Annotated in this window: 7 protein-coding genes and 1 pseudogene; 1 reads left to right on the forward strand and 7 read right to left on the reverse strand. The window is 72.9% G+C overall.

Features of this window, described 5'->3' with window-relative positions; translation table 11 throughout:
* From AXW62_RS45205 to AXW62_RS27070, 7 genes and pseudogenes are all read right to left on the reverse strand, one after another.
* Positions 1–235 (reverse strand): annotated as a pseudogene (locus tag AXW62_RS45205) (hypothetical protein); the annotation flags it as partial.
* 174 nt (positions 236–409) lie between these two features.
* A complete protein-coding gene (locus tag AXW62_RS27045; protein ID WP_060946815.1) occupies positions 410–1,915 on the reverse strand; it encodes a maltokinase N-terminal cap-like domain-containing protein in 1,506 nt (501 codons plus the stop codon).
* 270 nt (positions 1,916–2,185) lie between these two features.
* Positions 2,186–3,922 carry a maltose alpha-D-glucosyltransferase gene (gene treS, locus AXW62_RS27050; RefSeq protein WP_060946816.1) on the reverse strand — a complete coding sequence of 579 codons (1,737 nt, stop codon included), beginning with the start codon at positions 3,920–3,922 and terminating at the stop codon, positions 2,186–2,188.
* The gene (locus tag AXW62_RS27055) at positions 3,919–5,913 is read right to left on the reverse strand and encodes an alpha-1,4-glucan--maltose-1-phosphate maltosyltransferase (protein ID WP_060946817.1); all 1,995 of its coding nucleotides are present in this window, start codon (positions 5,911–5,913) and stop codon (positions 3,919–3,921) included. The genes treS and AXW62_RS27055 overlap by 4 nt, the downstream gene beginning before the upstream one ends.
* A 279-nt stretch (positions 5,914–6,192) precedes the next feature.
* A complete protein-coding gene (locus tag AXW62_RS27060) occupies positions 6,193–7,425 on the reverse strand; it encodes a S8 family peptidase (RefSeq protein WP_060946818.1) in 1,233 nt (410 codons plus the stop codon).
* A gap of 166 nt (positions 7,426–7,591) precedes the next feature.
* A complete protein-coding gene (locus tag AXW62_RS27065; RefSeq protein ID WP_060946819.1) occupies positions 7,592–8,407 on the reverse strand; it encodes a pectate lyase in 816 nt (271 codons plus the stop codon).
* 48 nt (positions 8,408–8,455) lie between these two features.
* A complete protein-coding gene (locus AXW62_RS27070) occupies positions 8,456–10,195 on the reverse strand; it encodes a rhamnogalacturonan lyase (RefSeq protein ID WP_214516877.1) in 1,740 nt (579 codons plus the stop codon).
* A gap of 519 nt (positions 10,196–10,714) precedes the next feature.
* Between AXW62_RS27070 and glgP the strand changes: the two genes are divergently transcribed.
* Positions 10,715–13,783, forward strand: a complete 3,069-nt coding sequence (gene glgP, locus AXW62_RS27075) for an alpha-glucan family phosphorylase (RefSeq protein WP_252368748.1) — start codon at positions 10,715–10,717, stop codon at positions 13,781–13,783.
* Positions 13,784–13,825: the final 42 nt, after the last annotated feature.

The following is a 13,825-nucleotide window of genomic DNA, read 5'->3' on the forward strand; positions in this document are numbered from 1 at the left end:
CGCGGCCGGTGCCGGCGGGCGTCTGCTGCCCGGCGGGGGCGCGGGGCCCCGGGCCGGGCGCGGGCTTGATGCCCGCCGGCTCGGCGGACGCGGGATCCGCGTGCGGGGCCCTCACCGGGGCGTCCCCGGGGCCTGGCCGCCCGGCCGCTGGGGTGGTGGGATCCCCGGTGTCGGCGGGCGGGCGGCCGGGCCCCTCGTCGGACGGGTGCTGGCCGGACGGCGGTCGTGCGGTCACGGGGTGGTCCTCCCGGGGGTGTCGGGGTCGGTCGGAGGTGGGGAACGGTCGGAAAACGGTCGAGGAACGGACGGGAAGCGGTCGGGGAACGGTCGGGGACCGTGCGGGCGGCGGTCCGGGGGAGCCGGGACCCGGCGCGGGGCTGGGACCTGGCCCGGGTCGGGGCCCCGCGGGTCAGGTACGGAGACCGGCGAGGCGGCGGATCGCGGTCATGGGGACGGACAGCCAGTCGGGGCGGTGCCGCGCCTCGTAGAGCACCTCGTACACGGCCTTGTCGGTCTCATGGGCGCGCAGCAGCTCCGGTTCGTCGCGCGGATCGGTGCCGGAGGCGTCCGCGTAGCCCGCGCAGTACGCGGCCCGGGTGCGGCCCGCCCACTCCTGCGGGTGCTCATGGCATCCCACGGCCGCCGCGTAGTCGAAGGACCGCAGCATGCCCGCGATGTCGCGGACCGGCGGCTGCGGCCGGCGCCGCTCGGCCAGCGGACGGGACGGCTCGCCCTCGAAGTCGATCAGCGACCACCGCCCGCCTCCGCCTCCGCCCTCGCCCCCGGTCAGCAGCGCCTGCCCCAGGTGCAGATCGCCGTGGATGCGCTGGGCGGACCAGGTGCGGCCCGCCCGCCCCAGCGCGGCCAGGTCCTCGTACGCCCCGTGCAGCGCGGTGCGGTACGGCTGGAGGGCGGGCACCGCGGCGGCGGCCGAGTCCAGCCGCTCGCTCATGGCGGCGGCGAGGTGTTCGATCTGCGGGCGGCGCAGTACGGAGGTGGGCAGCCCGCGGGCCATCGCCAGATGGACCTCGGCGGTGGCGCGCCCCAGCGCGCGGGCGGCACCGGTGAAGTCGCCCCGGGCGGCCAGGGTGTCCAGCGCGAGCTGCCAGCCGTCCCGGGAACCGGCCAGGAAGGGCTGGAGCACTCCCAGGGTGAAGGGTTCCGGCCGCGGTCCGGCGCCCTCGGCGGGCGGTTCGGCCTCGAACCAGGCGGCGGGCGCGGGCACCCGGGTGCAGCCGGTGCGGGCGAGCGCGCGGGGCAGTTCGAGGTCGGGGTTGGTGCCGGGGCTGACCCGGCGGAAGAGCTTGAGAATAAACGTATCGCCGTAGACCACCGAGGAGTTGGACTGTTCGGCGGTCATCAGCCGGGGCGGCAGCACCGGCGGGATGGTGCTGGACGGCTCCCGTACGAAGCGCAGCGGGCCGAGCCGGCCGGGCATCCGCAGCCGTTCCAGCAGCAGCGTGGTGAGCCGGGGGTCGAACAGCGCCTCGTACACCGTCTGCCCGTCCAGCGGCCCGCCGCGGGGCCGGCCGATGAGGGCGGGGGCCAGCGGTGGCGGGAGGGTGGGGCGTGCCCCGAGCAGGAGCTGGTAGCAGTCGCTGGCCGCCGCTCCGCGCCGGTGGCCGCAGCCGGAGCCGTGCCGGTGGCCGGGCGGCTCCGGCTGCTGGGCGCGGACCAGCAGGTGGAGCAGTCCGGGCGTACCGCCGTCCGCCCGCCACGGCAGCAGCTCGGTGACGCAGACCAGCGCGAAACCGGTGACGGGCCGGCCCTTGCCGGCGAACCAGCGCTGCCTGGGCAGCCACTCGGCGAGCAGTGGCGCGAGCGAGGTGAGCAGCCCGGACGGGCCCGCGGCCGTGGCGAACGGTGCGGCGGTCGGCGGGTGCTGTGCCCCCCGGGAGAACGGAGCTTCCGGCATGGCGTCGCGTCCTTTCCCCGGGCACACGACTGATCAGGGCAAAGTGTCCCGGATTGCGGCATTGACTGTGCGACGGTGCGGGACGTGTCGGGCGAGGATCGTCCGTACGGCGAGCTGGGAGTACGCGATCCGATCCGCCGTGGGCGGATGTGAGTACAGAGTTCCCGTGACGGGTGGTCGAAAACGCCCGTACGCGCCCGAGATGGACGCGTACGGACGGGGGGCGGGGCCGCACCCTGGCCGGAACCCGGCGGGCCGGTGCCCGCCGGTTCAGTCGGCCCAGTGCCCCACGGTCTCGGCGCGCCGCAGCCGGAACCAGTAGAAGCCGTGGCCGGCCAGGGTCAGCAGATACGGCAGCTCGCCGATGGCCGGGAAGCGGACCCCGCCGATCAGCTCGACCGGATGGCGGCCCGCGAACGCCTGCAGGTCCAGCTCGGTGGGCTGGGCGAAGCGCGAGAAGTTGTTCACGCACAGCACCAGGTCGTCCTCGCCGTCCCGGGTGGCCGGCGCCTCGCGGAGGAAGGCGAGCACGGCCGGGTTGGAGGACGGCAGCTCGGTGAAGGAGCCGAGCCCGAAGGCGGGGTTCTGCTTACGGATCTCGATCATCCGGCGGGTCCAGTGCAGCAGCGAGGCCGGGCTGCTCATGGCCGCCTCGACATTGGTGACCTGATAGCCGTAGACCGGGTCCATGATGGTCGGCAGGAACAGCCGCCCCGGATCGCAGGAGGAGAAGCCCGCGTTGCGGTCCGGGGTCCACTGCATGGGCGTGCGCACGGCGTCGCGGTCGCCGAGCCAGATGTTGTCGCCCATGCCGATCTCGTCGCCGTAGTAGAGGATCGGCGAACCGGGCAGGGACAGCAGCAGCGCGGTGAACAGCTCGATCTGGTTGCGGTCGTTGTCCAGCAGGGGCGCCAGCCGTCGTCGGATGCCGAGGTTGGCGCGCATTCTGGGGTCCTTGGCGTACTCCGCGTACATGTAGTCGCGCTCTTCGTCGGTGACCATCTCGAGCGTCAGCTCGTCGTGGTTGCGCAGGAAGATGCCCCACTGGCAGCCGGAGGGAATGGCCGGGGTCTTGGCCAGGATCTCCGAGACCGGATAGCGGGACTCGCGCCGCACCGCCATGAAGATGCGCGGCATCACCGGGAAGTGGAAGGCCATGTGGCACTCGTCGCCGCCCGCCGCGAAGTCGCCGAAGTAGTCGACGACGTCCTCCGGCCACTGATTGGCCTCGGCCAGCAGCACGGTGTCCGGGTAGTGGGCGTCGATCTCGGCCCGGACGCGCTTGAGCAGCTGATGGGTGCGCGGGAGGTTCTCGCAGTTGGTGCCCTCCTCGGCGTACAGATATGGGACGGCGTCGAGCCGGAATCCGTCGATGCCGAGGTCCAGCCAGAAGCGCAGGGCGGCCAGTACCTCCTCCTGGACGGCCGGGTTCTCGAAGTTGAGGTCCGGCTGGTGCGAGAAGAAGCGGTGCCAGTAGTACTGCTTGCGTACCGGATCAAAGGTCCAGTTGGAGGTCTCGGTGTCGACGAAGATGATCCGCGCGTCCTGGTACTGCTTGTCGTCGTCGGCCCACACGTAGTAGTCGCCGTACGGTCCCTCCGGGTCGCTGCGGGACTCCTGGAACCACGGATGCTGATCACTGGTGTGGTTCATGACAAAATCGATGATCACGCGCATGCCGCGCTGGTGCGCGGCGTCGACGAACTCCACGAAGTCGGCCAGGTCCCCGAACTCCGGCAGCACGGCGGTGTAGTCCGAGACGTCGTAGCCGCCGTCGCGCAGCGGTGAGGCGAAGAACGGCGGCAGCCACAGGCAGTCCACGCCCAGCCACTGCAGATAGTCCAGCTTGGCCGTCAGGCCCTTGAGGTCGCCGACGCCGTCGCCGTTGCTGTCCTGGAAGGAGCGGACCAGGACCTCGTAGAAGACGGCGCGCTTGAACCAGTCGGGGTCGCGGTCCTTCGCGGGCGTGTCCTCGAACGTGTCCGGTACGGGCTCGTTGACGATCATGTTGTGGGTGACCCTCCGATCGGTGAGGACGGTCGCAGGGACAGCACGTGCGCCGGAGCCATCCGGCGCTCCGGCTCCAGGCGCACGTAGTTGTCCCTGCCCCAGTGGTAGGTCTCGCCGGTGAGCTCGTCGCGCACCGGGACGGACTCGTGCCACTGAAGGCCGAGTTCCGGCATGTTCAACGAGACCGTCGCCTCCTGGGTGTGGTGGGGGTCGAGGTTGACCACGGTGAGCACGCACGAGTCGCCCGCCCGCTTGGAGTAGACGATGACGGAGTCGTTGTCAGCGTGGTGGAATCTGAGGTTGCGCAGCCGCCGCAGGGCGGGATGGCGGCGGCGCACCCGGTTGAGCCGGGTGAGCAGCGGGGTGAGGGTCCCTCCCGCGCGCTCGGCCGCCGCCCAGTCGCGCGGCCGCAGCTGGTACTTCTCCGAGTCCAGGTACTCCTCGCTGCCCGGGCGCACCGGGACGTTCTCGCACAGTTCGTAGCCCGCGTAGACGCCCCAGGCGGGGGAGAGGGTGGCGGCGAGCACGGCCCGCACCGCGAAGGCGGGGCGGCCGCCGTCCTGGAGGTAGGCGTGCAGGATGTCGGGGGTGTTGACGAAGAAGTTGGGCCGCATCCAGGCCGCCGCGTCCCCGGACAGCTCGGTGAGGTAGTCGGTCAGCTCCTGTTTGGTGTTCCGCCAGGTGAAGTAGGTGTACGACTGGTGGAAGCCGATGGTGCCGAGCGTGTTCAGCATCGCCGGGCGGGTGAACGCCTCGGCGAGGAAGAGGACATCGGGGTCGGTGCGGTGGATGTCGCCGAGCACCTTCTCCCAGAAGACCACCGGTTTGGTGTGCGGATTGTCCACCCGGAAGATCCGCACCCCGTGCGCCATCCAGAAGCGCAGCACCCGCTCGGTCTCCCGGACCAGGCCGCGGAAGTCCCGGTCGAAGACGATCGGATAGATGTCCTGGTACTTCTTGGGCGGGTTCTCGGCGTACCCGATGGTGCCGTCGGCGCGCTGGTGGAACCACTCGGGGTGCTGGGCGACCCAGGGGTGGTCCGGGGAGCACTGGAGCGCGAAGTCCAGCGCCACTTCCATCCGCAGCTCACGGGCGCGGGCCACGAAGTGGTCGAAGTCCTCGATCGTGCCGAGGTCGGGGTGGATCGCGTCATGGCCGCCGTCGGCCGAGCCGATGGCCCAGGGCGAGCCCACGTCGAAGGGGCCCGCGGAGAGCGTGTTGTTGGGGCCCTTGCGGAAGGAGGTGCCGATGGGGTGGATCGGCGGCAGGTAGACGACGTCGAAGCCCGCGGCGGCGATGGCGGGCAGCCGTTCGGCGGCGGTGCGCAGGGTGCCGCTGACCGGCCGCCGCCCCTCGGTCACCCTGGCGCCCTCCGAGCGCGGGAAGAACTCGTACCAGGAGCCGAACAGCGCACGCTCCCGGTCCACCTGGAGCGGCATCGGGCGTGAGGCGGTGACCAACTCCCGCAGCGGATGGCGGTCGAGGGCCCCGGTCACCTCGGGGGCGAGGGCGGCGGCGAGCCGGTCGGCCACCGGGCGGCGCTCGTCGCGCAGCGCGTCGACGGCCGTCAGCACCGCCTCCCGGCCCTCGTTCTTGGGCACACCGGCCGCGGCCCGCTCGTGCAGCCGCGCCCCCTCCTCCAGGACGAGATCGGTGTCGATCCCGGCCGGGACCTTGATCCGGGCGTGGTGGCGCCAGGTGGCGATCGGGTCGCTCCACGCCTCGACCGTGTACGACCAGCGGCCCGGCGCGCCGGGGGTGACCTCGGCGCCCCAGCGGTCGGTGCCGGGGGCGAGTTCGCGCATCGGGGTCCAGGGCCCCGAGCGTCCGGACGGATCGCGGAGGACCACATTGGCGTTGACCGCGTCATGGCCCTCGCGGAACACGGTGGCACTGACCTCGAAGGTCTCGTCCACCACCGCCTTGGCGGGGCGCCGGCCGCAGTCGATCAGCGGGCGGATATCCAGAATGGGAATGCGACCGATCATAGGATCACCTGACGGCGTTGCGGGTTGATGCGCTGGGGCGGCTTGTGTCCTTTGTATCGGTTCTGCCGCCGGGCGATGGGTTGCGGGCATGACAGCTCCTGTCCGCGTTCACTCTGGTGGGCGGATGGGGTCGGCCATGGGGGGCGCGCCTGGAAAGCCTTCCCCCGCGGAACGGGCGGACAATCCGGGTTCCCGTTAACTACCGGTTCGTAACGCGGGGTAAGGGAAACGGCCCCGTCCGTAGGCGGGGCCGTCCAGTCGGCCTGTTCCCGGTGTACGTCAGTTGGCCACCCGCAGCAGACGGTTGGGCGAGCCCGCGCCCGCGCCGCGTATCCGCCCCCCGCTCGCCCCGGCCGTCAGCGCCGCACCGACCTGGGCCGGAGTGGCGGATCGGTGCGCGGCGAGGTAGAGCGCGGCGGCCCCCGCGACATGCGGGGCCGCCATCGAGGTGCCCGACCGCGCACTGGTGGCCGTATCGCTCGTGTGCGACGCCGAGACGATCCGTTCCCCCGGCGCGAACAGGTCGATCCCCGGGCCCCAGTTGGAGAAGCCCGAGCGCCGGTCGGCGCGGTCGGTCGCGCCGACCGTGAGCGCCTGCCGCACCCGGCCGGGCGAGAAGTCGGCGGCGGGCCGGTCCTGGTTGCCCGCCGCCACGGTGAAGACCAGCCCGGCGGCGGTCCCGGCCCGTACCGCCGCGTCCCATGCGGGCAGCGGGGTGGCCGCAGCCGCCCCCAGGCTCAGATTGACCACCGCGGGCCGCCGGGCGTGCCGCAGCACCCAGTCGATCCCGGCCAGCACCTGGGCGACGGTGCCCTCGCCCCGGTCGTCCAGCACCCGCACGGCCACGACCGCGGCCTTCTTGGCCACCCCGTAGCGGGTGCCCGCCGCCGTGGCGGCCACATGGGTGCCGTGGCCGTTGCCGTCCTCGGCCACCGGATCGTCGTCCACGAAGTCCCAGCCGGAGCGGGCCCGGCCGCCGAAGTCCTCGTGGGAGGCGCGCACTCCGGAGTCGATGACGTAGATCGTGACCCCGCGCCCGCCGCGCGGCGGCGGGGCGTACACCCGGTCCAGTGGCCGGTCCGGCTGGTCGATCCGGTCCAGACCCCATGGCGGACGCGTCCGGACCGGGGGCGGGGCCGGCAGCCGCAGCCGGGTCCAGCGCAGCGACACCCGCTCGTCCCGGGTCACCGAGGCGATGCGCGGATCGGCGGCCAGCCGCGCGGCCTGGTCCGCGCCGGCCCGTACCGCGTAGCCGCCCAGTGCGGTGCGGAAGACCCGGCGCACCCTCGCCCCGTACCGCTCGACCAGCGCCCGGCCCGCCCCGGACGCCGCCTCGGGCGCTCCCGCGCCCCGCTTCAGGACGACGATGTAGCCGCGGTCCGCCGACGCGCCGTTGGCCCCGGTCCGCTGCGCGGGAACGGTCTGGGCGGGCGACATGACCACCAGGATCCCCGCGACGACGGCGGCCGGCGCCCCCACCCTGCGCCGGCGGCCCGCAGCTGCGCATGCCATGGAACGATCGCCTCCCCGATTCGACGGCGCCAGCCTCACGTGAGACGGAAGATCGCGACAAGGGCGCATCGGGGGGCGTGAAACGTGACGGTTCCGCCCCGTGGGGACGGGCACGCGCCGTGCCCGTCCCCACGGGGACCGGGCACGGCGCGCGGCTGTCCGGCGATCACTTGTAGGTGATGTCGGACGCGCTGTACTTGCAGTAGGTGCCGTCGGGGCCGCTGCCGTTCTCCGTCGGCTCCTTGCCGGTGTTGTTCCCGATGTACTTCTGGCACGGGACGATCTTCTTGCCGCTGTCCCCGATGATGGTGATGGACCGCAGGGTCAGCGAGTCGCCGTAGTTGGTGTTGATCCCGCCGATGGCCTTGCCCGGGGCGGTGACCTCGGTGTTGCTCACATTGATGGTGCGCTTGTACTGGCTCGAGCAGTTGCCGCAGGAGCGGACGAGCTTGCCGAAGTCCTGGACGGCGAAGCCCGAGATGTTAAGCGTGCCGCCTCCGTTGAACTGGAAGACCTTGTCCGACGCCTTGCGGGCGCCACCGCCGATGACGTTGTACGTCTTCCCGGTGCCGCGGAAGGTCGCGGCGTCCTCGCCGACGTCCTCCCACCAGACGTTCTGGAGGGTGCAGCTGCCGGCACAGTGAACGCCGTCGGCCGCCGGGGCGCCGAGGATGACGTTCTTCAGGGTGGCGCCGTCCTTCAGGTCGAACAGCGGGTCCTGGCCCTCGTCCTGGCCGCCGGAGCCCAGGTCGCCCGAGCCGTAGTACCGCTTCATCCCGCCGTCGAGGGTCCCGCTGACCGAAATGCTCTTGGTGACCGCCTGCGGCGTGCCGCTGGGCGTGGGCCAGGTGGCGGCGGAGGCCGTGGGCAGGGTCAGACCGGTGGTGATCGCGCCCGCGGTGAGGGCGACGGCGCCGAGGGCGGCGGCTACCGCCCGGCGCCTGATGCGTTGTCCAGCCATGCTGGTGCGTTGTTCAGCCATGTCGGATCTCCTTGTGTGCGTGTGTTCCGCTGAGGTGCCATCAGAGGTTCAGGGAGTGGTGACGGCCGGCCGCGGCGGGGCCGGCATCGTGTCGCCGAGGAAGAAACTGGGGTGCGGAGGCTGGTTGTAGGCGGTGTTCTGCCAGGCCAGCGCCTCGCGGTACTGCCGGTCGTGCAGCAGCGTGGTGATCTTCCGGTCGGTCTGGTACGGCGTGGAGTAGATCCGCAGCGCCGTGTTGTCGCTGGTCGGCCAGATCACCTCCTCACGCCAGTCGCCGAGGATGTCGCCGGACAGCGACGGGGTGGCCTTGGTGCCGTTGTTGGAATGCACCCCGGAGCCGGTGAGCAGCCGGGTGTCCCCGGAGGGGCCGTACTTGTCGATATGCGTGCCGTCCAGCAGCTCGCGCACCGGGTCGCCGTCCCACCAGGCCAGGAAGTTGACCGAGGACGGCTTGCGGCCCTTGGCGCCGCCGCCCTCGTCGCGGATCCGGTCGTCCCGCGCGGACCACATCTCGGCGCCGTCGCTGCCCGCCCAGATGTCGCCGGCCACGCCGCGCCCGTTGTCGCCGCCCGACGCGGTCGACCACAGCACCTGGCCGGTGCGGGCGTCGGCGAAGTACGAGCCCGGCTTGGCGGAGTCCTCGTCGACCTTGAAGTACTCCAGGCCGGCCCGGGACGGGTCGAGGTCGCCGAGGTGGGCCGCGTCGCCGTGGCCGTTCCTGTTGGTCCACAGACCCGCGCCGTTGTCGTCCACCGCCATCGAGCCGTAGACGATCTCGTCCCTGCCGTCGCCGTCCACATCGCCGACCGCCAGGGAGTGGTTGCCCTGCCCGTCGTAGCCCTTGCCGGCGTTGGTGGAGCTGTTGGTGTCGAACGTCCACTGACGGGTGAGCTGCCCCCCGCTGAACCGCCAGGCGGAGATCACGGTGCGGGTGTAGTAGCCGCGCGCCTCGATCAGCGAGGGCGTGGAGCCGTTGAGGTACGCCGTCCCGGCCAGGAAGCGGTCCACGCGGTTGCCGTAGGAGTCGCCCCAGGAGGAGACGGTGCCGCGCGGCGGGACGTAGTCCACCGTGCTCACCGCCGCGCCCGTGCGCCCGTTGAACATCGTCAGGTACTCGGGCCCGGCCAGGACGTAGCCGCTGGAGTTGCGGTAGTCGGCGGACGCGCTGCCGAGGGTCTTCCCGGTGCCGTCGACGGTGCCGTCCGCGGTCTTCATCGCGACCTCGGCCTGGCCGTCGCCGTCATAGTCGTACACCTGGAACTGGGTGTAGTGGGCGCCGGAGCGGATGTTGCGGCCCAGGTCGATCCGCCACAGCCGCTGCCCCTGGAGGGTGTACCCGTCGACGATGGTGTTGCCGGTGACCCCCGACTGGGAGTTGTCCTTGGCGTTGGTCGGCTGCCACTTGAGGACGAGGTCCAGATCGCCGTCGCCGTCGAGGTCGCCCACCGAGGCGTCATTGGCCTCGTAGGTGTAGTCCGAGCCGCCCGCCGGGGGCGAGACCGGCACGTCGTAGTAGCCCGGACGGAACTGGATCGCGCTCGGCGAGGCGGGCTGCTCCACTCCGCCCCGAACAGCCCGCACGGTGTAGTCGGCGCTGTTCGGGGCGTCCTTGTGGAGGTAGTTGGCGGTGGTGATGGGGGAGGAGTTGACCTTGACCGAGCCCCGGTAGAGGTTGAACGTCACATCGTCCGGATCGGTGGCCAGCCAGCGCCAGCTGACCAGGTTGTCGTTGCCGGTGTGCACGCTCACCAGCCCCCGGTCCAGCTTCTCCAGCTGGGCCGCGGCCACCGCCTTCGGCCCGGCGGCCCCGGACTGTCGGGCTCCGGATTGCCCGGCTCTGGTCCCGGTGGCTTTGGTTCGGGTGGCTTCGGATTGCCCGGCTCTGGTCCGGGTGGCTTCGGTTCGGGTGGCTTCGGATTGCCCGGCTCTGGTCCGGGTGGCTTCGGTTCGGGCGGCTGCGGACTGCCCGGTCCCGGTCCCGGTGGCTTCGGGGCGGGCGGTTCCGGAGGCGCTCGCCGGGGTGGCGACGCTCAGCGCCGCCGCCACGCAGACGACGGCCGCCATCTGCGCGGCGGCGACCGCCATCCGGCCGCGGCCCGGCCCCTTCCGGAGCGGCGGTCCGGGGGGACGAACGGGGGGCGGGATGTGCGAACTGTCCCGAGAGCGCACGAGGTCCTCCAAGGCATGGGGGGAAGGTGTGCCCCGTAGTGGTCCCGTTGGCCGGAAAGGTTGCCGCCCCGGGGCCGACTTCCGGGGAGCGGGGCGAAACAGCCGAAACGGGGAGTCCCCGGCCGCTACCGTCGAAGCGTGAAGGCCATTCGTCGATTCAGCGTGCGCCCGGTGCTACCGGATCCCCTGCGACCGCTTCACCGGCTGGCGCGCAATCTGCGCTGGTCCTGGCATCCCGAGACCCGCGAACTGCTGGAGTCCGTGGACCCCGGGGGATGGCGGGAGTCGGGCGGCGACCCGGTGCGGATGCTGGGCACGGTGCCCGCCTCCCGGCTGGCGGACCTCGCCGAGGACCGCTCCTTCCTGCGCCGTCTCACCGCGGCGGCGGACGATCTGGACGACTATCTGACCGGCCCCCGCTGGTACCAGGGGCGGGCCGCCACGGGGGACGACCCCGGGCCGCGGGCGGGAGGGGCCGTACCGTCAGCGGAGTCCGTGGTGCCGTACGGGCGGTCCGCGGTCTTCGACGCGTCCGCGCCGCCTGGGGGGACTGTGCTGCCTGGGGGGACTGTGCCGTCCGGCGGGTCGGCGGCCTCATCCGTGTCCGCGCTGCCTGGCGGGAGTGTGCCGCCCGGCGGGCCCGTGCCGCCTGGCGGGTCCGCAGCCTCCGGCGGGACGGTGCCGGTCGGCGGGACGGTGCCGTCCGGCGGGTCGGCGGCCTCACCCGCGTCGGTGCCGCCCGGCGGGCCCGTGCCGCCTGGCGGGCCCGTGTCGTCCGGCGGGTCCGCACCCCCAGGCGCATCCGTACCGCCCGCCGCATCCGCACCCCCAGGCGCATCCGTACCGCCAGACGGGTCCGTACCGCCCGGCGCGTCCGCACCCTCAGACGCATCCGTACCCCCAGACGCATCCGCACCCCCAGGCACGTCCGCGCACTCCGGGCTGCCCGCCGCGATCGCCTACTTCTCGCCGGAGTTCGGGATCACCGCCGCCCTGCCCCAGTACTCCGGCGGCCTGGGCATCCTCGCCGGTGACCACCTCAAGGCCGCCAGCGACCTCGGCGTGCCCCTGCTGGGCGTCGGACTGCTCTACCGCCACGGCTACTTCCGGCAGTCGCTCTCCCGCGAGGGCTGGCAGCAGGAGCACTATCCGCTCCTGGACCCCAACGAGCTGCCGCTCACGCACCTGTACGAGGCGGACGGACGGCCCGTGCGGGTCACGCTCACCCTGCCCGGCGGCCGTCCGCTGTCGGCGCGCGTCTGGCAGGCCCAGGTCGGCCGGGTGCCGCTGCTGCTCCTCGACTCGGACCTGGAGGAGAACGGCCCCGGCGAACGCGATGTCACCGACCGGCTGTACGGCGGCGGCAGCGAGCACCGGCTGCGCCAGGAAATGCTGCTGGGCATCGGCGGGGTCCGCGCCGTGCGCGCGTACTGCCGGCTCACCGGCCATCCCGAACCCGAGGTGTTCCACACCAACGAGGGCCACGCCGGATTCCAGGGCCTGGAGCGCATCCGGGAACTGGTCGCCGACGGCGCCGACTTCGACGCCGCCCACGAGGCGGTGCGGGCCGGAACCGTCTTCACCACCCACACCCCCGTCCCCGCCGGTATCGACCGTTTCGACCGCGAACTGGTCGCCCGCCACTTCGGCGACGACGCCGAGCTGCCCGGGATCGAGGCCGAACGGATCCTCGCCCTCGGCATGGAGACCTACCCCGGCGGTGAGCCGGGCCTGTTCAACATGGCCGTGATGGGGCTGCGCCTGGCCCAGCGCGCCAACGGGGTCTCCACCCTGCACGGCCGCGTCAGCCGGGAGATGTTCGCCGGGCTGTGGCCCGGGTTCGACCCCGAGGAGGTGCCCATCACCTCCGTCACCAACGGAGTGCACGCCCCCACCTGGACGGCGCCCGAGGCCGCCCGGCTCGGCGCCCGCCAGTTCGGCCACCTCCCCGACGGTGAGCTCTGGGAGCTGCGCCGCACCCTGCGCAAGCGGCTGGTCGCCGAGGTCCGGCGGCGGCTGTACGACTCCTGGCGGCAGCGCGGCGCGGGCACCGCCGAACTGGGCTGGATCGACGGGGTGCTCGACCCCGACGTCCTCACCATCGGCTTCGCCCGCCGCGTCCCCTCCTACAAGCGGCTCACCCTGATGCTGCGCGACCGGGACCGGCTGACGAGGCTGCTGCTCCACCCCGAGCGGCCGGTCCAGATCGTCGTCGCGGGCAAGGCCCACCCGGCCGACGAGGGCGGCAAGCGGCTGGTCCAGGAGCTGGTGCGGTTCGCCGACGACCCGCGGGTCCGCCACCGCCTGGTCTTCCTGCCCGACTACGGCATGGGGATGGCCCAGCGGCTCTACCCCGGCTGCGACGTCTGGCTCAACAACCCGCTGCGCCCGCTGGAGGCGTGCGGCACCAGCGGCATGAAGGCGGCCCTCAACGGCGGGCTCAACCTCTCCGTCCTGGACGGCTGGTGGGACGAGTGGTACGACCCGGACTTCGGCTGGGCCATCCCCACCGCCGACGGCGAGGCCGTCGACGAGACCCGCCGGGACGACCTGGAGGCCGCGGCCCTCTACGACCTGCTGGAGCGGCGGGTCGCCCCGTGCTTCTACGACCGCGGCCCGGAGGGCCTCCCCGGCCGCTGGATCGGCATGGTCCGGCGCACCCTCACCACCCTCGGCCCCAGGGTGCTCGCGGACCGCATGGTGCGCGAATACGTCGACCGGCTCTACGTTCCGGCCGCCCGCTCCCACCGTGCGCTGGATCCCTCGGCGGCCGCCGGACTGGCCACCTGGAAGGCCCGGCTCCGTGCCGCCTGGCCGGCCGTCGCCGTCGATCACGTCGAGGCCCAGCCGACCCCGCCGTCCCCGGGCGGCGCGGCCGAACTCGGCTCGGTCCTCTCTCTGCGGGTGTGGGTGCGCCTGGGCGGACTGGACCCCGCGAACGTGGCGGTCCAGGTGGTGGCGGGCCGCGTCGACGACGCCGATCGCATCACCGACGCCACTCATGTCCCGCTCGCGCCCGCCTCGGGCCCCGATGCCGAGGGCCGCCTCCGCTACGAGGGCACCCTCGCCCTCGACCGCACCGGGCCCTTCGGTTACACGGTCCGTGTCCTGCCCGTCCACCGGCTCCTGGCGCACCCCGCCGAAGCGGGCCTGATCGCCGTGCCGTCGCGGACCACATGCGAAGCGGCCGGAGTCCTGATGCGCTGAGCCCCTGGCGGTCACCCCGCGCCTCCGGCGATCACCGCGCCT

It is taken from the genome of Streptomyces hygroscopicus subsp. hygroscopicus (genome assembly GCF_001553455.1).
Lineage (GTDB): Bacteria > Actinomycetota > Actinomycetes > Streptomycetales > Streptomycetaceae > Streptomyces > Streptomyces hygroscopicus.

Coding starts and splice junctions, on each gene's coding strand:
- AXW62_RS27045 (WP_060946815.1), bottom strand. CDS start 1,915: ATGCCGGAAGCTCCGTTCTCCCGGGGGGCACAGCACCCGCCGACCGCC.
- treS (WP_060946816.1), bottom strand. CDS start 3,922: ATGATCGTCAACGAGCCCGTACCGGACACGTTCGAGGACACGCCCGCG.
- AXW62_RS27055 (WP_060946817.1), bottom strand. CDS start 5,913: ATGATCGGTCGCATTCCCATTCTGGATATCCGCCCGCTGATCGACTGC.
- AXW62_RS27060 (WP_060946818.1), bottom strand. CDS start 7,425: ATGGCATGCGCAGCTGCGGGCCGCCGGCGCAGGGTGGGGGCGCCGGCC.
- AXW62_RS27065 (WP_060946819.1), bottom strand. CDS start 8,407: ATGGCTGAACAACGCACCAGCATGGCTGGACAACGCATCAGGCGCCGG.